The sequence below is a fragment of the Gottfriedia sp. ABJ_BB2_2 genome (assembly GCF_055484705.1).
The window spans coordinates 137,309-163,610 of sequence record NZ_JBVFKR010000006.1; the positions used below are offsets into that span (position 1 = coordinate 137,309).

A 26,302-nucleotide genomic window follows, 5' to 3' on the forward strand; every position below is an offset into this window, starting at 1 on the left:
AATACTGAAAATTAAGTTTACTAAAGGTATAATACTTATATACATAATCGAGGAGGGATTTTAATGAAAGTGGAAGCGCTTCCTGTGAAAAATGGTCATTTTAATTTAACAAATTATGAAGAGAGTTATCAAAATTTTGATTGGAAAGAAGTAGAAAAAGAGTTCTCTTTTCATACTACACAAAAGTTTAATGTTGCATATGAGGCGATAGATCGTCATGCAAATTCCCATCGTAAAGATAAAATTGCCTTGTATTATAAAGATGATGAACGCAATGAAAAATATACATTTGGAGAAATGAAAACCAACTCTGATAAAGCTGCAAATGTACTAAAACAATATGGTGATATTGAGAAGGGTGACCGTGTATTCATCTTCATGCCACGTCAGCCGGAATTATATTTTGCATTACTTGGTGCTTTGAAATTGGGTGCAATCGTAGGGCCTTTATTTGAAGCTTTTATGGAAGGTGCGGTAAAAGATCGTTTAGAAGATAGTGAAGCAAAAGTTTTAATTACAACACCAGCTTTATTATCTCGTGTTCCAATCAATGATTTACCTTCATTAAAAACAATTTTCCTTGTGGGAAATGAAATTAATGAAGGTGGGAAATTCGTTGATTTCACGGCACGATTTAAGGAAGCAAATGCTGACTTTGACATTACATGGTTAAACCGTGATGATGGTTTAATTTTGCACTATACTTCTGGCTCAACTGGAAAGCCAAAAGGGGTACTTCACGTTCAACAAGCTATGATTCAGCATTATCAAACTGGTAAATGGGTATTAGATATTAAAGAAGATGATATTTATTGGTGTACAGCTGACCCAGGTTGGGTAACGGGTACATCTTATGGAATATTCGGTCCATGGTTAAATGGTGCATCAAACGTAGTATTAGGAGGAAGATTTAGCCCTGATACTTGGTATGAAACGATTCAAAATTTTGGAGTTACAATTTGGTATAGTGCTCCGACTGCGTTCCGTATGTTAATGGGTGCAGGTCAAGATGTCCTTAAAAAATACGATTTAAGTTCACTACGTCATATTTTAAGTGTAGGTGAACCGTTAAACCCAGAGGTAGTTCGTTGGGGAGCGAAGGTGTTCGACTTACGTATTCACGATACTTGGTGGATGACAGAAACAGGTGCGCAGTTAATTTGTAATTATCCATGTATGCCGATTCGACCAGGATCAATGGGCAAACCATTACCAGGCGTAGTGGCAGCAATTGTAGATAATAACGGTAAAGAGGTTGCTCCATATACGATGGGGAATCTAGCAATCAAAAAGGGCTGGCCATCAATGATGCATACGATTTGGAATAACGAGCCAAAATTCCAATCATATTTTTTAAACGATGAATGGTATGTATCTGGTGATTCAGCTTATATGGATGAGGATGGATATTTCTGGTTCCAAGGCCGTGTTGATGATGTAATTATGACATCAGGTGAACGAGTAGGGCCATTTGAAGTTGAAAGTAAACTTGTTGAACATCCAGCTATCGCTGAAGCTGGTGTTATTGGGATTCCAGATCCAGTTCGTGGTGAAATCATTAAAGCCTTTGTTGCCCTTCGTGATGGTTATGTGGCAACTGATGAGTTAAAAGAAGAAATTCGAAACTTTGTCAAAGTAGGCTTAGCGGCACACGCTGCACCAAGACAAATTGAATTCCGAGATAAATTACCAAAAACACGCAGCGGTAAAATTATGCGTAGGGTGTTAAAAGCCTGGGAATTAAATCTACCTACAGGCGATTTATCTACGATGGAAGACTAATAATCATCATTTAGAAGGAAGCTCTTTTATAGGATGTTTCCTTCTTTTTTTACGAATTTAGAGAACAATTTTCTACAATTTTGAATAAATTAATATAGAAAAATGATAAAAACCTATTTGACTTTCTAGATTTATATGTGTTATAAATGTTTCATAACATTTTAATAGTGAGCGTTGAAAGGTTTAGTAGTGTGAATGATATTGTCTCAGAGAGCTAATGGTTGGTGAGAATTAGCACAAACATTGACATGAATTACACCCTGGAGCATTCTTTTTCGACATTTGTTGTACATAGCAAACTAGGATTAGAACGGTTAACAACCGTTAATTGTATGAGAGGTAGACTAATTTAATTAGCTACAACTAGGGTGGTACCGCGATTTTAATTATTCGTCCCTACTGTTTAACAGTAGGGACTTTTTATTTTGTTTTGAAAAATTGATGATGCAATGATAGAGAGAGAGGATTGATTAAAAGTGACAACGATTTTACAGGATTTAGAATTTCGTGGATTAATTAATCAAATGACTGACGAAGAAGGATTACAAAAATTACTAAATGAAGAATCGGTTTCTTTATACTGTGGTTTCGACCCGACAGGCGATAGCTTACACATCGGTCATTTATTACCTGTTTTAATGCTTAAAAGATTCCAAGTTGCTGGTCATAAACCGATAGGTGTTGTAGGTGGAGCAACTGGTATGATTGGTGACCCAAGTGGTAAAAAAGCAGAACGTACACTTAATACAACAGAAACAGTTCAAATGTACAGTGAACGAATTCGTACACAGCTTTTACCTTTCTTAAGCTTTGAAGGTGAGAATGCTGCTAAAGTTGTAAACAACTTTGATTGGACTGGCGATTTAGACGTAATTACATTCTTACGCGATATTGGGAAAAACTTTGGATTAAATTACATGCTTGCTAAAGATTCTGTAGCATCACGTTTAGATGCAGGTATTTCATTTACTGAATTTAGCTACATGATTTTACAATCATACGATTTCTTAAAATTATACCAAGACCATAATTGTAAACTTCAAATTGGTGGAAGTGACCAATGGGGTAATATTACGGCAGGTATGGAATTAATTCGAAAAACTGAAGAAGATTCAAAAGCATTTGGTTTAACTGTACCTTTAGTTACAAAAGCTGATGGTTCAAAATTCGGTAAAACAGAAGGTGGAGCAGTATGGTTAGATCCTGAAAAAACGACTCCATATGAATTCTACCAATTCTGGATTAACACTGACGATCGAGATGTTGTTAAATACTTAAAATACTTTACTTTCTTATCGAAAGAAGAAATTTTAGAGTTAGAAAAACAATTTAATGAAGCACCAGAGCAACGTGTAGCTCAAAAAGCATTAGCTGCTGAAGTGACTAAACTAGTTCATGGTGAAAAGGCACTTGATCAAGCAATTAAAATTACAGAAGCATTATTTAGTGGATCTGTTAAAGAATTAACTGCTGATGAAATCAAACAAGGCTTTAAAGATGTTCCATCTTTTGCTTTAAATGAAGCAGAAATGGGATTAGTTGATTTGTTAGTAGCTGCTAAAATTTCACCTTCTAAACGTCAAGCACGTGAAGATGTACAAAACGGTGCAGTGTACGTAAATGGAGATCGTATACAAGACGTTGCAAAAGTTTTATCTAAGCTTGATGCAATTGAAGAGCAATTTATTATTATCCGTCGTGGTAAAAAGAAATACCACTTAATTACATTATCATAATGAATAAACAGTGAACGAAAAAGCAGTAGTTTGATTGTCACTAGATCCAGAGAGCGAGTGGTTGGTGTGAACTCGTCTAAACAATCAGCGAATTACATTTCGGGAGTTTTCTTTTCGTAGTTAGAGATTCTAATGAAGGGAAGAACGTATGTCTACGTTACAGATATCGAGTGATAAAGAAAAAACTTTTCGAGAAAAAGTAATTTTTCTTTATAACTAGGGTGGTAACGCGATCGAGGTCGTCCCTATTTTTATAGGGATAACCTCGATTTTTTTATTTTTTTGAAAGGGGGATAATTCATGGAAATGATTCTAACTAAAGATTACGGAATATTGGCAAAACTAAACGAAGGTGTGCAAAATTTGCATGCTGAACTATTTCCAGAGCAATTTAAAATTCACAATATAGATGAAGTAACTGAGTTTTTTAAAGAAGTAGTGGATAAGCCAAACCATTTATTTTTATTGATAAAGGATGAGGATGATTTTGTCGGATATGCATGGATCGAAATTAAACATTCTTTAGAAACTCCATTTAAGAAGGCTTTTGGGACTGTTTATGTTCACCAAATAAATATTATAGAAGGTGAACGAAATAGAGGATATGGGTCTTTTATCATTCATAAAATAGTTAGTTTTGCTCGTGAGCATGAAATAAACAGAATTGAATTGGATTACTGGACGGATAACAGAATCGCAAAGAATTTTTATGAAAAACTAGGGTTTAAAAAATTTAGAGAACATGTATTTATGGAAATTTAAAATTACAATGAAAGAGGAGATAAGCGTCATGAAACACATCGAATTAATATCAATTATAGGATTTTTCACATTGATTATGTCTAGTTGTCTAGTTATATTAAAAACAGAGCCACACATTCCTTTATTGCTATGTGTAGTAAGTCTAGCTATTTTTGGTTTTGCGAAAGGAATTAAATGGGAGCAAATTGAAAATGGTATGAAAAAAGGTATTCAAAATGGTCTATCACCTACATTAATTTTAATGATGATTGGACTATTAATTGGTTCTTGGATGTTAAGCGGAACAGTTCCAACACTACTTTTTTACGGGATTTCAGTACTTTCAGCAAAATGGTTTGCAATTAGTGCAATTTTTATCACAATTATCGTAGCGAGCTTTACAGGTAGTACATTTACTACGATAGGAACAGTAGGTGTAGCATTAATGGGGATCGCACATATAATGGGTGTTTCTCCAGCAATTGCAGCAGGTGCAATTATCTGTGGTGCATGCTTTGGGGATAAAATGTCACCAATTTCAGATACGACAAATTTTGTACCAAGTGTATTAGGAATTAAAGTAAATGAACACATTCGTCATATGGCATTCACGACAATTCCGGCATTAATTGTGACAATTATATTGTTTTTAATAATTGGAATGGGTCATGGACAATCTGACATGGCACAAGTTAACGAGATGAAAAAAGCAATTGCAACAAGCTTTGAAATTAATCCATTTTTATTAATACCTTGTATCATCGTATTTATTATGTCATTTAAAGGCTTTTCAACTTTACCTACAATGTCTGCAGGGATCATTAGCTCAATTATTTTAGCATTTATTATCCAAAAGGGAGTATCATTAGAACAAGTATTTACGACACTTCAAAGCGGTTTCCAACTAGATACAGGGAATGCAATGTTAAACTCAATCGTAAACCGTGGTGGCTTACAGTCTATGATGTGGTCTGTTTCATTAATTTTTATTGCACTGGCTTTAGGTGGTTTATTACAAGAATTAAGAGTGTTTGATTCAGTGATTCAATCATTAATTAATTTAAAACGAAAAGGTAATATTGTTATTGCAAGTACTTTATCAGCAATCTGTGTGAACCTGTTAACAGGAGAACAATATCTGTCAATTTTACTTCCGGGTCAATTATTAAAGGATGTATTTATAAAAAGAAACATACCGCTTAAAAACTTATCAAGAGCACTTGAAGATGGTGGAACATTATTCAACCCAATCGTACCTTGGAGTGTAAGTGGCGCATTTTTTGCAGCAACATTAGGTGTTCCAGTATTAGAATACTTACCATTTGCATTTATCCTATTTATTACACCAATATTTAGTATCATTGCAGCGATCATTGGCAAAAGTCTAGATGGTAAAAATGAAATGAAAGATTCTCGAAAAATTGCATAAACAAGTTCTTTCTACGTAAACTAGTTTTTGTACTAACTGGTTAGATGGAGGGAAAGAAATGAGTCATGCAGCAGGTGGTTCAAAGAAAAATCGTCCGAGTGATGCAAATCATGTAGATGCAAAAACGAAAGCTCATCAAAAAAGACTTTCAAAAGATCAACATGATCCAATGGATGAAAAATATCCTAGATAAATAAATACTGAGGCAAACAATTAAATGGTAAAACATTAAATTGTTTGCTTTTTTTAATGAAAAAGACCTCAATTTTCGCTACAATTAAAAGTAAAAAATGAAAGATTGAGGAAACCTTCAAATGGGCTTTATTAAAATGATAACTTATTTCGTTCTATTTGGAATTTTTGTCTATGTATTTTGTTTTTTATTTATCGGCATAAATAGTTATTTGCAATATAAACATAAAGTTCCTAAAAATGCCGATTATGTAATTGTATTAGGAGCAGGATTAAAGAAGAATAAACCAACATTAGCACTGAAATACAGAATTGAAACCGCAGCTGTGTATGCAAAAGAAAATCCAAAAACAAAAATTATTGTTTCAGGTGGACAAGGTAAGGATGAACTAATTTCAGAAGCAGAGTGTATGAAAATTGAATTAATCAAACTAGGTATAGAAGAAAAAAGAATTATAAAAGAGGATTTATCAACGAATACATATGAGAATATGAAGTTCTCCAAAAATTTTATTAATGAGAATGAAAAAGGAATTATTGTAACGAATGACTATCACTTATTCAGATCAATTAAGTTAGCTCAAAAACAAGGCTTACAAATTGTTGGATTACCAGCAAAAACACCAACCGTTATTCTACCTACTGCATATATTAGAGAATGTTTATCTATATTAAAAGCTCTATACTATGATCATATTTAATAGATTTATTAACTATTTTTGAAGAAATAATAGGTTCATTTGTGTGATTGTCCGTTACTTTTTTTCTGATTTTACATTTTATATTATATGGACAAAGCTTGTCCAAATAATATAATAGGAGAGATAGAATTGGGTACAAAAATTTTATCGACTGGTGTATTAAGAAGACATTCTGACACTTCATTTCTAACAGTTGAAGCAATGAATGCTGATCCAGACAGCTTTCGTTCTGTAACGGTTCAAATGTTTGATTGGTCTTCAGGCTCACCAGTCATTCTACCAATGATAGATCCTTCAACAATTTTAATTCCACCAAGTCAATATCGCACTTTTAGATCACTTGCACTACCACCAACTGTATTTGCGTATGAAGTAAGAATTGTTCATCCGAAAGACAAAGACGTTGTAGTGAGTACTTTTGGATTAAGTGCTCTTGACTTTGATCCACAAACTGGTAATAACGCAGTACAACATGATTTAGCAAGATTAAGCTTAAAATAACAGTAGCTTTGCTTTCATGAAAAAACACCTCTCTTTTTTGGCTCTCGATTTTTTCGAGGCCTTTTTTGTTTTATGTAAAGACTCATTACACACCTTTATAATAAAATCCACCTACAATTAATCTAGTTAAAATAAAAAACCTCTAGAATCGTTGATAAATCAACTTTTCTAGAGGTTTTTGTATCACTTCTTAAGAAGCGATATTATTAACGGTTGTAGAATTCAACGATAAGAGCTTCGTTGATTTCAGCTGGTAATTCAGAACGCTCTGGTAAGCGGTTGAAAGTACCTTCTAATTTGTCAGCGTTGAAAGTGATGTACTCAGGTACAAAGTTGTTAACTTCAACAGCTTCTTTAACAACAGCTAAGTTTTGTGATTTTTCACGTAAGCTGATAGTTTGGCCAACTTTTACGCGGAAAGAAGGGATGTCTACACGTTTACCATCAACTAAGATGTGACCGTGGTTAACTAATTGACGAGCAGCACGACGAGTACGAGCAAGACCCATACGGTAAACTACGTTGTCTAAACGAGTTTCTAATAAGATCATGAAGTTTTCACCGTGTTTACCAGTTAATTTACCAGCGATGTCGAATGTGCGACGGAATTGACGCTCATTAACTCCGAACATGTGACGAAGTTTTTGCTTCTCTTGTAATTGTAAACCGTACTCTGATAATTTTTTACGTTGGTTAGGTCCGTGTTGACCTGGTGCGTAAGGACGTTTTTCTAATTCCTTACCTGTTCCGCTTAATGAAATGCCTAAACGGCGAGATAATTTCCAAGTAGATCCTGTATAACGAGACATTGATTGTCTCCTCCTTCAAGTTTTTATTTTGGAGTAAAATAAAAACGTTCGTGTAGCCCCAGTTTGTTTATTTTGCTTTCATGTATCCTCGCCCCAGCAGCCGGAGTTACGCGATGACACCTCTGTTAAGAGGAACAAAATAAATTTCAAGCCCGTGCTTACAACGCTGCGTTATTTTACACAAAGAATATTATATCTAGATTACGTTATTTAGTCAAGAACGCATTTTTTATAAGTATAGAAATTATTCTTGGGAAAAAATGAAAAATTGCATAGAAACTTGCTATTTAATAAGGAAGTAATTTTGTCGGAATTATAAGAAAATGTCCAATTTTGTATAAAAATAGTTGTAGGAAAAACTTACTAATTGTTTTATAATGGGAATAGTAAAAATAGTTATATTAGTTCATTTCTTAAATTGTAAGTAGGTGATTTTGTATGAATCTCGACGAGAAAAGTAAAATATTGTATTTGAAATCGGAATTTTTTGATTTAATGGTAAATCAAGAAAATTTTCAGCAACATTCAAAAGTATATAAGAAATATTCTAAATTGGTGTGTGATGTTTTAGGGTCAAGAGCTGTTACATTGTACGGTAAAAATGGTAATGGAGAGACGCTTGAGTCTTTAACTTATAATAGATTTTCCGAGGAAGACGATCAATATGAAGTAAACTCGAATGTATCGATTGAAAAATTAAATATTGAATTTGACAGAGAGAGTAAATACAGAATAGTACACAATTTACATCATACTTTTTTGTATTTATGGTATTTCGAAGACAGTGATATTCACATTGTAGAATTTGATTTTACAGGTGCAGTGGACAAGCTTGAGCAATATAGTGAAAGATTTTTAATAAATATCCACAAAGAAACGTTTGAGTTACGAGATTTACTAGTAAAAGTAGCGAGAACGGTTGAACAAGGTAAACAGTATCTACAATTATCAAAAATTACTTCGAAACTACATTCATCATTTAATATCGAAAATGTTTTTTCCGAAATTATCTCTTCATTAAAAACAGTCTATCCAAATTATGAATATCTACTATTACTGACAAATCAAAGTGTAGAACCGTCACATATTGAAGTAAAACAATTTTCACCTATGGATAAGGATGCAAATCCATATGCTATTCAGGCTTATAGTGAAAATGTTAATACTTATGAAACAAATAGTGATTCGATTTTTATGTATGCACCGGTTCATGGACAACAGGGTGTTTATGGAGTTCTTCAAATATGGAATAAGAATGTCAATCGATTTACAGTCTCTGAACAAGAGTTCTTTACTTTATTGGCATCTAAAGCAGGTATTGCTTTAGAAAATGCAAAGCTGTATCAACAGGTTGAAGATAGTGCAAAACGAATTCAATTTGTAAATGAAGTTGGACAAAATTTAAATCAGAACCTTCATAGTTTAGAGCTTGTAAACTATTTAGTATATAAGTTTCAGAATCGTTTTGAATGTGAAGAATTTGCGATTGTAATTCTTCAAGAACATAATCAATTTAAAGTGTTAGATGGTAGTACAAGCTATTTTAACTCGGAAATTGCTAATTCGTTGATTGGACAAATAGTCGATGATATAAGGTTGCATGACGGAACTTTATTAAAAGTAAATGCAACACAGGAAGAATGTTATGAACAGTACCCTTTTAATTCCATCGTGGCCGTTAAAATTGAGACGACAGGTTTAAAAGGTGTAGCAATTATGCTTCATCGTAATCCATTCAAATTCAAATATGATGATCGCACGTTAGTCCAAAATGTTATGGAGCCAACTAAATTAGCGCTTCGAAATACAATGCTACAAGAGAAATTGGAGCAATTGGTTGCAACGGATCACTTAACTGATCTATTTTCTAGAGCGTACTTAGAAGAGCAAATTAGCAAAAGTATGCAGGAAGATTCCCAAGGAACATTAATACTACTGGATATTGATGATTTTAAGAAAATAAATGATACTTACGGTCATCAAATCGGCGATAATGTTCTAGTTCAAGTTGCGAATATTATAAAAGATGTAGTGCGTTCAACTGATATCGCTGCAAGATGGGGTGGAGAAGAATTAGCTGCATACTTACCAAAAATCGGTATTGATACTGGAAAGAAAGTAGCATCAAGAATTATTGAAGAAGTTGAAAAGATTTCTAGTCCAAGAGTAACGACTTCATGTGGGGTATCTGCGTGGGGAAATGGTACTTATAATACTTCATCAATTGATAAATTATTTAAAAGCGCTGACGATGCTTTATACATTGCAAAAAATACAGGTAAAAATAAAGTGACAATTGCAAATTAAAAGGAATCCAAAGATAGAATATGTCTATTTTTGGATTCCTTTTTTATTACTTAATGTTTCCTTCGATTATTTGAACAATTTCTTGTAAATATTGTTGATCAATCTCATCAAAACGATTAAATTCAGGGCTATCGATATCTAGTACTCCAATTACTTCACCATTATGGTAAATTGGGATAACGATTTCTGAGTTAGATGCTGCATCACATGCGATATGACCTGGAAAATCATGAACATTATCAATACGTTGTACAGTTTTTGTTTGAGCTGATGTTCCACAAACACCTTTTCCAAATGGAATACGGACGCAAGCTGGAAGACCCACAAATGGTCCTAATACTAATTCATCGCGATCTCCATCTTTTAAATAGAAACCAACCCAATTTATATCATGTAAAAATTGATTTAAAAGTGCAGCTGTATTAGCTAAATTTGCAATTAAATTAAATTCATCATGTGTTAATGCTTTCACTTGTGATGTAAGCGTCTTATATTGTTGTTCTTTCGTACCTGAATATTCGACTTTTTGAAACATAAGTTGACCCCTTTCCCTATATCGTTTGGAATATCATAGCATATTTCAAGAGATTACTGGTAATTTTGTCGACTATTTCATAAAGGATTTTAGTAAGTTTTCGCCAATGTTTTAAAAAAGGAAATTGTGTAGAAGCAGAGGTGACAAGTATGGAGCAAGAAAAACTTGCAACTAAGAATAAAGTCATCGAGACAGCCCTAGCATTATTTAAGACGAATGGTTATCAAGGTACATCAGTGAGAGATATATCTAAAAAAGCCAATGTTAATATCGCAACAATTTCATATTATTTTAAAGGTAAACAGGGATTATTAGAGCACATAATAGTAGATTTTTTAGAAGGCTACGTAGCGATATTAAATAAATATACTCTACTTCTGGAAACTAAAAAGGCAGATTCAGTATTAATTGACCTAGTAGAAGAAGTTTTGAATTATAATTTTCATAAAAAAGAATATGCATCTATTTTTTATAGGGAATTAACACTTGATTCCGTTTTTATCCGTGAAATTATGATGACATACTTGGCAAGAGAGCGATATACATTTATTCAGATCTATGATGCGTTAAGATTAAATAATACAAACATCACTGTGCCTTTTTCAGTGTTCTTTGTCCAATTAAAATCTTTTCTATCTACACCATACTTATTTCCTAGTTATATGAATGAAGTCCTATATATTCAACAGAATGATACTTATTTTTTTGATAGATATAAAGAATATGTGGAAAAGTGGATTTCTTCACTTTTCGTATTAGATACACATGGTTTGACTGAATTAAAAATGTACTCTTAAAAGATTCGCCTTTTTAATGTGAGTAATCACAATAAGAGAGGCGATTTTCCTTGTTTAAAAAACATGTTTTTAGACAAGTTATTACAATATTTATTATAGTTTGATAAATATTTAAAAAAATTGAAAAAATAAGGTCAAAAATCAACTGTATCATGTTATGATAAACTATAAAGTCTAAGATGAAACGACTTAAAACATCAAAAAATGTCACGGAACGATAAATAGATTAGAAGGCAAGCAGAGGAGGTACACCTAGGAAATGACAATCCCAGTAATTTTAATTGTAATTTCTATTGTTATTGCTTTAATGATAATAGCCCTAACAATGCGCAACCGTTTATACAAAAGACTTGATGAGCTTGAGGCTTGGAGAATGCAGCTGATGAGTAAGCCAGTTACTGACGAGTTGTCAAAGCTTAAGGGACTAAATATGACGGGTCAAACAGAGGAACTCTTTGAAAAATGGAGAACCGATTGGGATGAATTAGTCACAACTGTGTTACCAAAAGTAACAGATTCGGTTTATGATATTGACGAAGCAATCAATAAGTACCATTTCATGGAAGCAAAATATACAATTGCTGAATTAGAAAGCGTACTAAAAGAAGCAGAAGCAAATATTGATACGATTTTAAGTGAAGTAAGTGAGTTAATAGGTAGTGAAGAACAGAATAATTCGGATATTGAACATTTAAATCAAGAATATCTCGAACAAAGAAAACTATTACTTACTCATCGTCACTTATATTCAATTGCGGAAACTCAATTAGAGAAAAAGCTTGATGAAATAAAAAAAGAAATTCAATTGTTTAATGAAACTACAGAACAAGGGAATTATTTAGAAGCTAGAGAGTTAGTAAAAACAATCGTTGATAAAGTAAATACAATAAAAGCTCAAATGCAAATTATACCAGATTTGTATATTGAATCTTCAACGACAATGCCATCACAAATACATAATTTACTTGAAGGTGTTAAACAAATGAAATCTGATGGCTACGCACTTGAATTTGAAGTGATTGAAAGTGAAGCAGCTGACTGTTCGAAAATATGTAATGAATGTATTGAATTAATTAAGAAATTAAATATCACTGAAGCAAATGAAAAGCTTGAATCTGTTAAAGATAAAATTGATTCAATCTATGATTCATTAGAGCAAGAAGTGGAAAGTAAATATATTGTTGAGAAAGAAATTTGGTCAGCACAAGAAGAAATACATCGAATTCGTGAAGCGAATTTAAAAACAAAAGAAGAAACTCAATTAGTTCAACAAATTTATGAGTTAAACGAAGAAGATACGCAAGCTCAAAAACTTGTTGAAAAGCAAGTAAGTATCATTACAAAGCGTTTTGAATTATTACAAATTCGAGTGGCAGAGCAAGATCTTGCATTTTCAGTCATTCGAGAGGAACTAGATTTATTGAAAAAGCAAATGCTGGATGTGAAAGAATCACATGCAATGTATGTTGAAATGTTAAAGGCACTTCGTAAAGATGAACTTCAAGCAAGAGATCAGTTGATCGATATGAAGCGACTAATGTTAGAGGTCAAACGTCTTGTTCAAATTTCTAACTTACCAGGGATGCCTGTCTCATCATTAGAACAAATTCAAAAAGCGCAAGAAAGTATGCAGAATGTCTATTTAGAATTAGAGAAAAAGCCTTTAAAAATGGGCAAGGTTTCTATTCTATTAGAAAAAGCATCAACTGCTGTGAATGAATGCTATAATGATACAAAATTTATGATTGAACAAGGATATTTTGTAGAAAAAGTGATACAATATGGTAATCGCTATAGAAGTAAAAATGTACAAATTGCATCTGCAATGGATAAATCAGAACAACTTTTCAGGGAATTCCAATATAATGAAGCTCTTGAAGAAGCAGCTGCTTCTATTGAAAGTGTTGAACCAGGTGCAATTAATAAATTACAAGAAATACTAAATGAACAAAAGTACACACTACCCCTATAGATTAAATCTTAGGGGTTTCAGTCTGTTTTCGGCTATAATAAGGACTTAAGTGAGCAGCATGGAGGAACTGTGATGATTTATTTTGATAATAGTGCGACAACAAAACCATATAAAGAGGTATTGGAAACATACATGACTGTCTCTGAACAGTTTTTTGGTAATCCCTCCTCTATTCATAAATTAGGTGGTAAGTCTGAGCAATTACTATCCAAGGCAAGATTACAAATAGCTGATCTCCTTTCGGTTCAACCTTCAGAAATTATCTTTACATCGGGTGGAACAGAAGGCAATAATTTAGCTATTAAAGGAACTGCTATGATGCATCGTTCTAGAGGAAAACATTTAATTACAACAGAAATGGAGCATCCTTCGATTTATGAAGCTTATAAGCAGCTTGAGGAACTCGGTTTTGAAGTAACGTATTTGTCTCCTGATGAAGATGGATTTATTTCAGTAGAAAATGTAGCAGCTGCCTTGAGAGAAGATACAATTCTAGTTTCAATTATTCATGTAAATAATGAGACTGGAGCCATTCAACCGATTAGTGAAATTGGACAATTCTTAAAAAAGTATCCAAAAATTTTCTTTCATGTTGATGCGGTGCAAGGAATTGGAAAGGTGCCTTTACAGATAAAGAAATCTGCAATTGACTTACTCACTGTTTCAGGTCATAAATTTCATAGTGTAAAAGGAACTGGATTTTTATATGTTCGTGAAGGAGTTACATTATCTTCTATGATGACTGGCGGTTCTCAAGAAAGAGAAATTCGATCTGGTACTGAGAATCTAGCTGGAATTGTTGCAATGGCAAAAGCTTTAAGAATTACACTTGAGAAGCAAAAATCGATGAGTGATCATTTATTAACATTAAGAAATGAATTATTGCATCATTTGGAGAAAATTGATGGTGCTGTCATTAACTCTCCATCTTCAAATTTTGCACCTCATATATTAAATATTTCTTTTGTAGGGTTAAAGCCTGAAGTAATTGTACATGCTCTATCTGAAGAAAATATTTATATTTCGACTAAATCGGCCTGCTCATCTAAGAATTATGAAATCAGTCGTGTACTTCAAAGTATGGGAAAAAGCGAACAGGTCGCTGGAAGTGCGATTAGAATCAGTCTTTCTTATGAAAATACAAATGAAGAAGTTAAGCAATTTAATGAAGTTATGAGTGAAGTAATTAAAAATTTATATAAAGTAACGAGGTAACATAATGAATGTAGAATATATATTAATCCGCTATGGTGAAATGACAACAAAAGGAAAAAATAGAGGTCGTTTTACAAGTATATTAAGAGAAAATGTTAGAAATCGCTTAAAAAGTTTTGAAAACATTAAAATTACTGCTACTCGAGATCGTATGTATATTAAATTAAATGGTGATGACCATGAAAAAGTTGCTGCAAGCTTGAAACAAGTTTTTGGTATTCATACGTTTAGTTATGCTCGAAAGGTTGAAACAGAATTAGAAGCGATTAAAAAAGGCGCATTACAAGCAATTGAGGAATTAGGCGATACTGTAAAAACATTTAAAGTGAATGCTCAACGAAGCTATAAACAATTCCCATTAAACACTCCACAATTAAATCGTGAACTAGGTGGCTATATTTTGCAAAATACAGAGCATCTAACAGTAGATGTTCATAATCCAGATGTTGCCGTACGAGTGGAAGTGCGTGATGATGCAACTTATATAACTTGCGGTGAAGAATATGGAGCAGGTGGCTATCCAGTTGGAGTAGGCGGAAAGGTAATGCTTCTATTATCTGGAGGAATAGATAGTCCAGTTGCAGCTTATATGCTTTTAAAACGAGGTGTTTCAATTGAGGCAATCCATTTTGAAAGTCCGCCTTTTACAAGTGATCGCGCAAAACAAAAGGTAACAGATCTGGCTAGTACATTAACAAGATATTGTAAGAGAGTAACGCTTCATGTCATACCTTTCACAGAAGTTCAAAAAGCGATCCACAAAGAAATGCCTGCTAGCTATACAATGACAATTATGAGACGTATCATGTTACAAATTGCAGAAAAAGTTTCAGTGGAACGAAAAGCACTTGCTTTAGCGACTGGTGAAAGCTTAGGACAAGTTGCGAGCCAAACGCTAGATAGTATGCATACAATTAATGAGGTTACAAACTATCCAGTATTACGTCCGTTGCTTGCGATGGATAAATTAGAAATCATGGATATTGCTAAAAAAATTGATACGTATGATATTAGTATTAGACCGTATGAGGATTGCTGTACGATCTTTACACCAGCGAATCCAACAACAAAACCAAAGCGTGATAAAGTGGCGCGTTTTGAAAGTCGTTTTGACTTCACTGATTTAATAAACGAGGCAGTAGCCTCGAAAGAAACACTTATTTTTGAAAATGAAATGATGCGAAAACAGTTTAATTCAGTAGAAGAACAGGTTGATATAGACGCTTTATTATAAATTACTAAAAATTTCCAGAAAAATTATGTATGAAGATATGTGTTTTATCACACTCTATACTCACAAGGAGGTGACAACACATGTCAAATAGAAATAATTCAGGTAGTAATCAATTAGTGGTAGAAGGTGCACAAGCTGCTTTAGATCAAATGAAGTATGAAATTGCTTCAGAGTTTGGCGTAAACCTTGGCCCTGATGCAACTTCTCGTGCGAATGGTTCTGTTGGTGGTGAAATCACAAAGCGTTTAGTACAAATGGCTGAACAAAGCCTTGGTGGATTTTCTCGATAATACTTTTTAAATATCTATGGATTAAGGGGTAGGGTTAAACCTACCTCTTTTCTATTTGTTAGAGATAATTTGGAATAAATTGTGCACTTTGAGCTGTGAATATAACCAAGGTTGTAAAAAGAACGACTCTTAGGGTAATTGTAGGGCAAGTGAGACCCCTCTACATGAGAATTAATTTGCATATCACGATGTCCTCAGGTAATGCATGCATGACCTTTATGTGACCAGTAAGTAAACTGTTAATCCCATGGAAAGTGAGCAACCTGAAGCGGAATAAAGCATTCTTCTTTAAAAGAAGCTTTCGAAAACATTATATTAGTAAAATGGACTGGAAATAGTAAAATGGGTTTTTGATTATGAAATTTGCTATAATAATGGTTAATGAAAATAAAGGAGCAAATTGATCATGTCAATATTAGAAAATGAATTCATTAAAATTACCTCTAAACCTGAAGGTGCAGAATTGACGAGTATCCTATCAAAAACTGATGGAATTCAATTTCTGTGGAATGCGAATCCTTCATTCTGGGGGAGACATGCTCCAGTCCTATTTCCAATTGTGGGTAAATTAATCGACAACCAATATAAGGTGAATGAAAAAATATTTGAATTAACGCAACACGGCTTTGCTCGTGATATGGTATTTAACGTAATAAAGGAAGATCAAAATGAGATTATTTATGAGTTAGTTAGTAATAGTGAAACATTATTAAAATACCCTTATAAATTTTCTTTAAAAATAAAATATCGAATTGAAGGTTCATCAATATATGTCACGTACAAAGTGACAAATAAAGATGATGTTTCAATGCCGTTTTCAATTGGTGCTCACCCAGCTTTTAATGTACCTTTATTGGAAAATGAATCTTTTGAAGACTATTACATACAATTTGAAGAAAAGGAAACAATCGAAACAATCAAATTAGAAGGATCTTATCGGAATGGAAAGAGAGAATTGATAGCAGACAAGACGAGTGTTCTTCCATTAACTCGCGAGCTATTTAAAGATGATGCATTAATTCTTGAAAATTTGAAGAAAAATTCTATTTCAATTCACTCAAAAAATCATTCAAGTTTTGTTAAGGTGGATTTTGAGGGCTTTCCTTATGTAGGGATTTGGACGACGGAAACAGCACCATTTGTTTGTATTGAACCTTGGTACGGTATCGCTGATGAAGCAGGTCCAGTGAAAGAAATGAAAAATCGTTTAGGTGTAAATATACTTGAACCAAATGAAAGCTTCGATTGTACATATAACATTACGATTGGAAAATGAGTAAGTAAAAACCATCTTTTTAGGTGGTTTTTTTATTTGTTTAAATTTTCTGAATAAAAGAAGGTTTTACGCATATTATTAACGAAATGTTTAATTATTCTAATTTGGACAGCTACTAAATATAAATTAGTAATCGTATAAAAGGGGGAGTTTCCATATGAATGGAATCAATTTAGTTGCTCCGAAAGTATATAATCTTGTTTGGGAGATTGAAAAGTTTGCGACAACAAGTAAGGTAGCATTAAGATGGGTAAATTCGAACGGTGAGACTCATTCGATAACTTATAAAGATTTATATAGTAAGGTTCACCAATATGCATTTTCATTTAAGAACAATGGGATTGAAAAAGGGGACAAACTATTTGTTATGATGCCTAGATGCGTAGAGACATACGCTGTTTATTTAGCGATTTTAAAAATTGGCTGTGTCATTGTTCCAGGCTCAGAAATGCTTACAGTGAAAGATATTCAGTATCGAATTGACCATAGTGAAGTAAAAGGAATTGTAGCGCATAATCAGTATTTAGATACATTTAGTAGCTTTGCTAAAAGTGGAAATTATAAATTGTTTACGATCAACGAAGAAACTGGTGTATGGAACTCATTAAACGATCAAGCAATTTTAGGAGCTCATGTTTTAACTGTGGAAACAAAAAGTGATGACTTAGCATTTATCTCTTATACATCAGGTACAACTGGCAATCCAAAAGGTGTGGTACATACTCATAGTTGGGGATACGCACATATTCGTACAATCGCTTCAAGCTGGTTAGATGTAACTGAAGATGATATTGTGTGGGCAACAGCGGGTCCAGGGTGGCAAAAGTGGATATGGAGTCCATTTCTAGCTACACTAGGAAGCGGTGCAACAGGTTTCTTTTATGAAGGTAAATTTGATCCCGAAACATTTTTAACTTTATTAAATGAACACAATATCACTGTATTTTGTAGTACACCAACGGAGTATCGTTTCATGGCAAAAGCGGAGAATTTGGACCAATTCAAATTACCTTCTTTACGAAGTGCTGTTTCTGCAGGGGAGCCATTAAATCAAGAAGTAATTCATACATTTAAAAAATACTTTCAGGTTGATGTAAGAGATGGTTATGGCCAAACAGAAAATACTTTATTAATTGGAACGTTAAAAGACTTAAAAGCCAAAGTAGGTTCAATGGGAGTTCCGACTCCGGGGAATTTAGTTGAAATTGTTGATGAAGATGGTAATCCGGTTGAGATTAATACAGTTGGAAATATTGCAGTTCATATTAATTCTCCTGCTTTATTCAAACATTACTATAATGATACGAGTAGAACAAAGGCTCAAATAAGAGGAAGCTATTACATTACAGGAGATCGAGCTAAAAAGGACGAAGACGGTTACTATTGGTTCGATGGTCGTAGCGACGATATCATTATCAGTGCAGGCTATACAATTGGTCCATTTGAAATAGAAGATGCTCTTGTTCAGCATAAGCTGGTTAAAGAATGTGCTGTTGTAGCAAGTCCTGATCCATTGCGAGGTAATGTCGTAAAAGCATATGTCGTGTTAACGGAGAACTCTTCTAACAATGATGAGCTAGTCATTGAATTACAAGAGCATGTAAAAAAAGTAACTGCTCCATATAAGTATCCTAGAAAAATTGAATTTGTTCATGAATTACCAAAAACGACATCAGGAAAAATAAGAAGAGTTGAATTACGTGCTAGGGAACAAATGCCAGAATCGAAATAAACAAATACTTATGTTAAAATGAGGGGAAATTCCCTCTTTTTTTATTTTGGCTCTTTAATCAGAAGAAAGCATCCAAATAAAACAGAAAATGCGGTAATAAAAAATAATAACAAACGAAAATAGCATTATTTTAGAATGGACGGTGTTCTAATTGAAAAAGCTTTGGTTTAATGGATTATTTTATTCGATGGCAAGAGAAGGAGAGACACTTGAAGCAATTTGTACCGAAGACGGAAAAATTGTGAAAACAGGTTCATACAATGATCTGATAACATGGATAGCTGATGAGGCTGTTGAGTTGATTGATTGTAAAGGGAAAGTAGGACTGCCAGGTTTTATCGATAGTCACATGCATTTAATTGGCCATGGTGAAGCGATGAATCGAGTTGACCTTTCAAACTGTTCCTCTTACCATGAGATGCTTCAAAAAATGCATTCCGCAGTAAAAGATGCCAAGCCTAATGAATGGATCATTGGGGAGGGGTGGAATGAAAATGAATGGACAATTCAAGAAGACTTTTCAATTGTTGATATAGATCAGCTATCAAATAAAAATCCAATCGTTTTAAAAAGAACTTGTAGACATGTTTACTTTGTAAATTCTTTAGCACTTATTGAAGCTGGAATCGACCATCAAACGGAGATTGAAGGAGGACAAATTGGAGTAGGCGTAGATGGTAGATTAAATGGCCTGCTATATGATGAGGCAGTCAATTTAATTTTAAAAGCAATGCCTGCGCCTGATGATCTTTATTTATCAAAAGCAATTACTACAGCTGTGAAGGATTGCCATCGCTATGGAATCGTCGCGTGTGTGACAGAGGATCTATCTTATTATGGCAATGCAAACCTCGTTGTTGATTTGTATGAACAATTACTTGAAGAGCTTTCCTTTCATACACATGTACTAATACACCATTCAACACTTGATGATGTAAAAGGGCGTTTACATAGTGGTAATGAAAATGTTTCTTTTGGTGGAGTGAAAGCCTTTATAGATGGCTCATTTGGTGGTAGAACAGCTCTTTTAGAAAAGCCATATGCTGATGATCACAATACAAATGGTTTACAAGTCACTGCACCTACTAAACTGGAGTCAATTACAAAAAAAGCAAGAGAGGCAGGCCTTCCAGTAGCTTTTCATATGATTGGTGATTTAGCAGTAAAACAGGCAATTGATGTTGTTACGAAATATCCGAATCATTTAGAACTACCTGATCGGTTTATCCATTGTGAATTATTGTCAAATCAATTAATTGAAGAAATGAAGAACCTACATATCGTTGTTGACGTTCAAACATCCTTTTTATATGGAGATTATCCATGGCTAATTGAGAGAATAGGGGAGGAGCGTAATCAAAATGCTTTCCTTATAAGAACCCTATTAGATGAAAAAATACCGATAGCGAATGGATCAGATACACCAATTGACACAATAAATCCATGGCAAGGTGTATATTCTGCAGTTACTCGAAAAGCAAAAGATGGATTAACATATAATGAATCAGAAGCAATTAGTCTATTTGAGGCTATACAATTATATACAGTTAGTAGTGCAAAATCATTTGGACAAGACAATCATAGGGGATTAATCAAAGTAGGGTATAACGCCGATTTTATATTATTTGAAGAAGACCCATTTCAAATGAACCCAAATGATTTATTAACATTAGAATGTAGTGAAACAATCAGTCGAGGAAGAGTTGTATTTTCTAGAAACTAGTTATTTTTTTCTTAAAAAATTTGAAAACGCTTGTCTTTCGAGGCGGAAAACCGGATGTTACCTTTGACGGTAATGAGCACCGCAAACAGGAAAAGTAACGAAGAAAGTGAACGTTTGTCAATAGTCTGAAAGAATGGTAAGTATTTTTACCATTCTTTTTTGTTTATGGAAAAGTTTGATTGCCCATACTGATACAAAAAAGGGTGGTTTCTTGCTTTACTTATATTCCTTCTTAATCATTATTGGAATCTTAATTTTAACGTTAATTCTAATGATACTATTTATTGATCTAAGAGTAATGAGTCATACCATTTACACAAATCAGGAACGAATTATGATTGTAAAAATTTCTATGTTAAAAAATTTGTTGAGATATAAATTTATCATTCCGTTAAAACCAAACGAAGTAAAAGAAGAGTTAGAGCACTTAGAGAAAAAAAGAGATATTTCTATCTTTCAACAAATTGATTTTTTCATAAATTTATATTCAAATGCACATACTATCATTATTCGTTTTTTACAATCAGTGCAAATATATAATGTAAATTACCATGTCCACTTTGGTGTTGGAAATTCGGCTATAACAGGAGTATCTATTGGTGCAGCTTACAGTATGATTGGTTTAATAGAGAACATTCTAGAACGATTTACAATCTTACATAAACCACCAAATATAGATATAACACCTAATTATTATGCAACAATCATTGAGGCGAATGGGAAAATTCGTTTTTCATTTTCAATTAGAAAAGCAGTTTATACAGGCTTTTTAATGTTTTTGGCTTATAGGAAGACAAGAAAAGAATTTCAGGTTACACATCCATTTGAATCTATTTCGAGGTGATTAGTAATGAGTCAACATCCAATCGGTGATTTAATGCATGCAGCGATGGAAAATCTATCTGCAATGATAAACGTTAATACAATAATCGGTGATCCAATTTCAACACCTGATGGAAGCATCATATTAACTGTTTCAAAAGTAGGTGTTGGATTTGCAGCTGGTGGAAGTGAGTTTAGAAACTATCATTTAATTGATGGTGTCAAACAAACTGAAACTAGAAGTCCTCATCCATTTGGAGGAGGTACTGGTGGTGGAGCATCAATCACGCCAATTGCTTTCTTAATTGTAAACAAGCATGGAGTAAAACTTTTACACTTAGATCAGAACACACATTTAATTGAAAAACTAATGGACTTAACACCGCAAGCATTAGAAAAAGTTAAGAGCTATATGAAGAAAAAAGAAGAACCAACTGATGAAGAAGATGGCTACGATTCAGAACTAGATTAAATATAAAATTTGAGTAAAGTTAATTGCATTCATGCATTCCTTCCAGTAAGATAAATGTTGTGAACATTTTGTAATTTTTGGGAGGAATTATCATGGCATCTGTAACATTCAAAAACAATCCAGTAACTTTAATCGGCTCTGAAGTAAAAGTAGGAGAAAAAGCTCCAAACTTTACTGTATTAGCTAATGACTTAAGCCCTGTTACTTTAGAAACTTCGGCTGGTAAAGTTCGTTTAATTAGTGTTGTACCTTCAGTAGACACTGGTGTATGTGATGCACAAACTCGTCGTTTTAACGAAGAAGCATCTAACATTGGAAATGTAGAAGTATTAACTATTTCTATGGACTTACCATTCGCACAAAAAAGATGGTGTGCAGCTAGCGGATTAGAAAATGTACATACTTTCTCAGATCACCGTGATGCTTCTTTTGGTGAAGCTTATGGCGTATTAATGCAAGAATTACGTTTACTTGCTCGTGCAGTATTCGTAGTAGATTCTAATGACGTAGTAACTTATGTTGAATACGTAAGTGAAGGTACAAGCCATCCAAACTACGAAGCAGCAATCGAAGCTGTAAAAGCAGCGAAATAATAAAACTCTATTTTAGTAAACAAAGCTGTCGAGTGATACTCGGCAGTTTTTTTATATTTCTGAAGAGATGGTGGTTTGGTGTGGACAATCATAGAAAAAAGACAACTAATGAAAATGCTAGTTGTCTTTTTATTGTTTACTTATCATTTTCCATGAATTTTTATTTACCAAGAGCGCTAGATTTTGCTGTGCATCGTTCCATAGCGCTGATTATAGAAGAGCGGAATCCTTGCTTTTCTAACTCAGCAATTGCTTCAATTGTTGCACCACCTGGTGTACATACTTGGTCTTTCAATTCGCCTGGATGTAATCCTGTTTCAAGGACCATCTTAGCAGCACCAAGTACGGCTTGGGCAGCTAGATTATAAGCTTGTTTACGTGGGATACCTTGCAAAACAGCACCATCAGCCAGTGCTTCTATCATTAAATATACATAAGCAGGAGAAGATCCACTAACTGCAGGGATTGCATCCATTACATTTTCATTTACAATTTCGCATTTTCCGAAGCTATTAAAAATAGACATAACTTCTTCAAGTTCAGAATCTGTAACGATTTGATTATGGCAAAGTGCACTCATTCCTTCTCTTACTAATGATGGTGTATTTGGCATTGTACGAATAATCTTTACTTCGTTACCAAAAGATTTTTCTACCCCTTCTAATGTTATACCTGCCGCAATTGTGATAATTACTGTATGATTTGAAATTTGATCCTTAATTTCATCAATGATCGTTGGATACAGATCTGGTTTAACTGCTAAGAATAAATAATCGACTTTCGAAGCTAATTCTACATTGTTTTGTAATGTTTGAACGCCGTATAAACCTTTTACTTTTTCAAGTGTTTCATTCGATTTAGCACTTACAATTATATTGTTTCTTTCTATTAGATTGGAGTCAATTAACCCACCAATCATCGCTTGAGCCATCTTTCCGCAGCCTATAAAGCCTATTTTTTTATCCATTTCTTCACATCCATTATTAAGTAATAAATTGAATTATACAGTAGGACCTAATTTTTACCAAATAATAGTTTGTTAAAAAATTTTAATAATTTATTCCCGTTCACATCATTTTTTTGTAAAATAGAACATGCAAGTGATATTGAAGCTTCATAAGGGGGGAATTATGAAACAAACATGTATTCAGCATAAAGACAAAAATACGATCCAATTAATTCAAGAATTCATTCAAACTTATGGTGGTTCATCTCAAACACATTTAGGTTTTCTTGGTGATAAGGATATTTTTGTTACGAAAAATAAAAAGGCTGCATTTCTATATCGAAAAAATAAAGACAAATTCGTTGTTTTAGGAGACGCACTTGGCGAAAATTCTGTAGAAGCATTACTAGAATTTGAACAATTTGCCAGGAGCATGAAATGTGTGCCGTGTTTCTATCAAATAAATGATAATATGAAAGAAGTATATATAAAGGCGGGATATAGCTTATTTAAACTAGGCGAAGAAGCTGTTGTGGAGTTAGAACAGTATGAAATAGCAGGGAAAAAAGGCGCTAAGCTTCGCACGAAAAGGAATAGATTAATTCGTCAAGGCTTTGAATTTGAAGTATCAATACCAGATCATGATGTGTATTTCCTTGAGAATTTAAAAAAGGTATCTGATGAATGGTTAAATGGACGAGAAGAACTATCGTTTTCTGTCAGTTCTTTTCACTATGATTATGTTTCCAATTTTCCTGTTGCAAGTTTAAAAAATAGTGATGGGGAAATCATTGCATTTGCAACCTTAGCAATTGAAGGAGAGATTATTTCCATTGATTTAATGAGGCATAAAAGAGATATGCCATACGGGGCAATGGATATGCTATTTATTTCTATCCTATTTTGGGCTAAAGAAAAAGGATTTGTTAAGTGTAGTTTAGGAATGGCACCTTTAGCGAATGTAGGAATTGATTCAAATGCTACTATATATGAAAAATCGGCTAAATTAATATTTAAATACGGTAATTCAATCTATAATTTCAAAGGGCTTTTAACATATAAAAGTAAGTTTGCAAATTGTTGGGAACCAAAGTATTTAGCGTATAAGCCTTACACATTTATTATGGTAGTAAATACTTTGTACAAAATTGTACACGGAAAAAAATCACTCGATTCAATTATCAAATTTAAAAAACCTGTCTTAAAAAAAGCAAAAATAAGTTAATGGAGAAAAGGCCTTGATTTAGTTCGAGGTCTTCTTTATTTTTTGATTTGAATTGTAATCAACTAACGCATTCTTAAGAGCAATTTCATATCAAATTTGTCCAAATATAGAAATAAATACTTACTAGTTGAAAGAAATAACTTTTACACAATTAATAAAGTGGACACGCTTAAAAGGCATACGTATAATGAGAAACAATGATTGAACAAATTAGAAGGTGAGGAATACATAAATGAGTAAAGAAATATCAGTTGAACTATTTGATTACATAGATGAATCTACAGAATTATTAAAAGACAGTTTAGAGTTATCTTATTTAGAAGCATTAATTGAAACGGGCGAGAATTTCTTCGAAGGGGAAATATTACAAGAAGAAATTACTGACCAACAACAAGAGAAACTTATGCAAATGATCCAACAGTTCAATGAAACGTCAAAAGATAATGAAAGTATTAGACGGGCTTTTCAACTAGCAATTTTAAAAGGAATGAAGCAAGGTGTCCAAACAAATCATGAGATGACACCTGATGGTATTGCCTTTATTGTTTCCTATTTAGTTGGAAAATTTACTGATGGAAAAAAAGATTTGAAAATTTTAGATCCAGCTATCGGTACAGGGAATCTTTTATTAACGATTCTAAATGCATCAAAGGATAAATTTACTGAATCAGTTGGGATAGACGTAGATGATGTTTTAGTAAGAATTGCATTTGTAGTCGGAAATTTATTAGGTCACGAAATCGAACTATTTAATCAAGATAGCTTAGCACCTCTATTTGTCGATCCGGTTGACTTAGTTGTATGCGATCTACCTATCGGTTTTTATCCAAATGATGAACGCGCAAAAGCTTATACACTAAAAGCAAAAGAAGGTATGTCGTTTGCTCATCATTTATTCATTGAACAGAGTATGAACTATTTAAAATCTGGAGGATTTTTCATCGGATTAGTACCAAATCATCTATTTACATCTGAACAATCTCAAGATTTACAGAACTATATTAATGAAACAGGTGTGATTCAAGGATTAATACAGTTGCCAGTATCTGCCTTTAAGGATGAAAGACATCAAAAAAGCATATTAATTATCCGAAAAAATGCAGAAAATATGAAGAAGCCAAAACACGCTTTATTAGTTGATTTCCCTAAGTTAACTAATATGAAGGCTGTTGAAGACATCATGCTTCAAATGAATTCATGGTTTAAAGAAAATTTACAATAATTGAACTTTTAAACACGTAAACTTATTTGTGTTATAATGATTTTAATTAA

The 26,302-nt window shown here is 33.2% G+C and carries 24 protein-coding genes and 2 other annotated features; of the genes, 21 read left to right on the forward strand and 3 right to left on the reverse strand.

The window, feature by feature from the left end; all coding sequences use genetic code 11:
- The first annotated feature begins 63 nt into the window (after positions 1-63).
- The 7 genes from acsA to ACX6U0_RS14790 all read left to right on the forward strand — a co-directional run bounded on the left by acsA (position 64) and on the right by ACX6U0_RS14790 (position 7,082).
- Positions 64-1,782 carry an acetate--CoA ligase gene (gene acsA / locus ACX6U0_RS14760; RefSeq protein WP_464960646.1) on the forward strand — a complete coding sequence of 573 codons (1,719 nt, stop codon included), beginning with the start codon at positions 64-66 and terminating at the stop codon, positions 1,780-1,782.
- 165 nt (positions 1,783-1,947) lie between these two features.
- Positions 1,948-2,183: a binding site (T-box leader), on the forward strand.
- 84 nt (positions 2,184-2,267) lie between these two features.
- Positions 2,268-3,518, forward strand: a complete 1,251-nt coding sequence (gene tyrS / locus ACX6U0_RS14765; RefSeq protein WP_464960699.1) for a tyrosine--tRNA ligase — start codon at positions 2,268-2,270, stop codon at positions 3,516-3,518.
- A gap of 1 nt (position 3,519) precedes the next feature.
- Positions 3,520-3,768 (forward strand) — a binding site (T-box leader).
- 50 nt (positions 3,769-3,818) lie between these two features.
- Positions 3,819-4,280, forward strand: coding sequence for a GNAT family N-acetyltransferase (locus tag ACX6U0_RS14770; protein ID WP_464960647.1), 462 nt, complete (start codon positions 3,819-3,821; stop codon positions 4,278-4,280).
- 28 nt (positions 4,281-4,308) lie between these two features.
- Entirely contained in the window at positions 4,309-5,688 is a 1,380-nt protein-coding gene (gene nhaC, locus ACX6U0_RS14775) for a Na+/H+ antiporter NhaC (protein WP_464960648.1), read from the forward strand.
- A gap of 58 nt (positions 5,689-5,746) precedes the next feature.
- Complete coding sequence (locus ACX6U0_RS14780) at positions 5,747-5,881, forward strand: hypothetical protein (protein ID WP_088002766.1); 135 nt, start codon at positions 5,747-5,749, stop codon at positions 5,879-5,881.
- Positions 5,882-6,002: 121 nt separating this feature from the next.
- Positions 6,003-6,581, forward strand: coding sequence for a YdcF family protein (locus tag ACX6U0_RS14785; protein ID WP_464960649.1), 579 nt, complete (start codon positions 6,003-6,005; stop codon positions 6,579-6,581).
- A gap of 129 nt (positions 6,582-6,710) precedes the next feature.
- Positions 6,711-7,082, forward strand: a complete 372-nt coding sequence (locus ACX6U0_RS14790; protein ID WP_464960650.1) for a hypothetical protein — start codon at positions 6,711-6,713, stop codon at positions 7,080-7,082.
- Positions 7,083-7,288: 206 nt separating this feature from the next.
- Here the strand turns inward: ACX6U0_RS14790 and rpsD are convergent, their stop codons facing one another.
- Positions 7,289-7,891 (reverse strand): 30S ribosomal protein S4, encoded by a 603-nt coding sequence (gene rpsD, locus ACX6U0_RS14795; protein ID WP_464960651.1) that lies wholly within the window; start codon positions 7,889-7,891, stop codon positions 7,289-7,291.
- 438 nt (positions 7,892-8,329) lie between these two features.
- Here rpsD and ACX6U0_RS14800 point away from each other — a divergent pair, with 438 nt between their 5' ends.
- Positions 8,330-10,198, forward strand: coding sequence for a sensor domain-containing diguanylate cyclase (locus ACX6U0_RS14800; RefSeq protein WP_464960652.1), 1,869 nt, complete (start codon positions 8,330-8,332; stop codon positions 10,196-10,198).
- Between the two features lie 46 nt (positions 10,199-10,244).
- On the opposite strand, the gene ACX6U0_RS14805 is transcribed toward ACX6U0_RS14800, so the two are convergent.
- The gene (locus ACX6U0_RS14805) at positions 10,245-10,733 is read right to left on the reverse strand and encodes a GAF domain-containing protein (protein ID WP_464960653.1); all 489 of its coding nucleotides are present in this window, start codon (positions 10,731-10,733) and stop codon (positions 10,245-10,247) included.
- A gap of 149 nt (positions 10,734-10,882) precedes the next feature.
- On the opposite strand from ACX6U0_RS14805, the gene refZ reads away from it, so the two are divergent.
- From refZ to tpx, 11 genes are all read left to right on the forward strand, one after another.
- Positions 10,883-11,530 (forward strand): forespore capture DNA-binding protein RefZ, encoded by a 648-nt coding sequence (gene refZ / locus ACX6U0_RS14810; protein ID WP_464960654.1) that lies wholly within the window; start codon positions 10,883-10,885, stop codon positions 11,528-11,530.
- A gap of 259 nt (positions 11,531-11,789) precedes the next feature.
- Positions 11,790-13,502, forward strand: coding sequence for a septation ring formation regulator EzrA (gene ezrA, locus ACX6U0_RS14815; protein ID WP_464960655.1), 1,713 nt, complete (start codon positions 11,790-11,792; stop codon positions 13,500-13,502).
- Positions 13,503-13,574: 72 nt separating this feature from the next.
- Positions 13,575-14,717, forward strand: coding sequence for a cysteine desulfurase family protein (locus ACX6U0_RS14820; RefSeq protein WP_464960656.1), 1,143 nt, complete (start codon positions 13,575-13,577; stop codon positions 14,715-14,717).
- A 1-nt stretch (position 14,718) separates the two neighbouring features.
- Positions 14,719-15,951: a tRNA uracil 4-sulfurtransferase ThiI gene (gene thiI, locus ACX6U0_RS14825; protein WP_464960700.1), complete on the forward strand. Its 1,233-nt coding sequence runs from the start codon at positions 14,719-14,721 to the stop codon at positions 15,949-15,951.
- 80 nt (positions 15,952-16,031) lie between these two features.
- Positions 16,032-16,241: a small, acid-soluble spore protein, alpha/beta type gene (locus ACX6U0_RS14830; RefSeq protein ID WP_464960657.1), complete on the forward strand. Its 210-nt coding sequence runs from the start codon at positions 16,032-16,034 to the stop codon at positions 16,239-16,241.
- A 403-nt stretch (positions 16,242-16,644) separates the two neighbouring features.
- Positions 16,645-17,517, forward strand: a complete 873-nt coding sequence (locus ACX6U0_RS14835) for an aldose 1-epimerase family protein (RefSeq protein ID WP_464960701.1) — start codon at positions 16,645-16,647, stop codon at positions 17,515-17,517.
- Positions 17,518-17,674: 157 nt separating this feature from the next.
- Entirely contained in the window at positions 17,675-19,249 is a 1,575-nt protein-coding gene (gene mbcS / locus ACX6U0_RS14840; protein ID WP_464960658.1) for an acyl-CoA synthetase MbcS, read from the forward strand.
- Between the two features lie 151 nt (positions 19,250-19,400).
- The gene (locus ACX6U0_RS14845; protein ID WP_464960659.1) at positions 19,401-20,972 is read left to right on the forward strand and encodes an amidohydrolase; all 1,572 of its coding nucleotides are present in this window, start codon (positions 19,401-19,403) and stop codon (positions 20,970-20,972) included.
- 211 nt (positions 20,973-21,183) lie between these two features.
- Entirely contained in the window at positions 21,184-21,816 is a 633-nt protein-coding gene (locus ACX6U0_RS14850; protein WP_464960660.1) for a DUF2953 domain-containing protein, read from the forward strand.
- Between the two features lie 6 nt (positions 21,817-21,822).
- Positions 21,823-22,266 carry a GerW family sporulation protein gene (ytfJ, locus tag ACX6U0_RS14855; protein ID WP_464960661.1) on the forward strand — a complete coding sequence of 148 codons (444 nt, stop codon included), beginning with the start codon at positions 21,823-21,825 and terminating at the stop codon, positions 22,264-22,266.
- A 92-nt stretch (positions 22,267-22,358) separates the two neighbouring features.
- Positions 22,359-22,859, forward strand: a complete 501-nt coding sequence (tpx, locus tag ACX6U0_RS14860) for a thiol peroxidase (RefSeq protein ID WP_192602999.1) — start codon at positions 22,359-22,361, stop codon at positions 22,857-22,859.
- Between the two features lie 160 nt (positions 22,860-23,019).
- Here the strand turns inward: tpx and proC are convergent, their stop codons facing one another.
- Complete coding sequence (gene proC, locus ACX6U0_RS14865; RefSeq protein ID WP_464960662.1) at positions 23,020-23,826, reverse strand: pyrroline-5-carboxylate reductase; 807 nt, start codon at positions 23,824-23,826, stop codon at positions 23,020-23,022.
- A 163-nt stretch (positions 23,827-23,989) separates the two neighbouring features.
- Between proC and ACX6U0_RS14870 the strand changes: the two genes are divergently transcribed.
- Both ACX6U0_RS14870 and ACX6U0_RS14875 read left to right on the forward strand, forming a co-directional pair.
- Complete coding sequence (locus tag ACX6U0_RS14870) at positions 23,990-25,030, forward strand: phosphatidylglycerol lysyltransferase domain-containing protein (protein ID WP_464960663.1); 1,041 nt, start codon at positions 23,990-23,992, stop codon at positions 25,028-25,030.
- 232 nt (positions 25,031-25,262) lie between these two features.
- The gene (locus tag ACX6U0_RS14875) at positions 25,263-26,252 is read left to right on the forward strand and encodes a class I SAM-dependent methyltransferase (RefSeq protein ID WP_464960664.1); all 990 of its coding nucleotides are present in this window, start codon (positions 25,263-25,265) and stop codon (positions 26,250-26,252) included.
- Positions 26,253-26,302 lie beyond the last annotated feature (50 nt).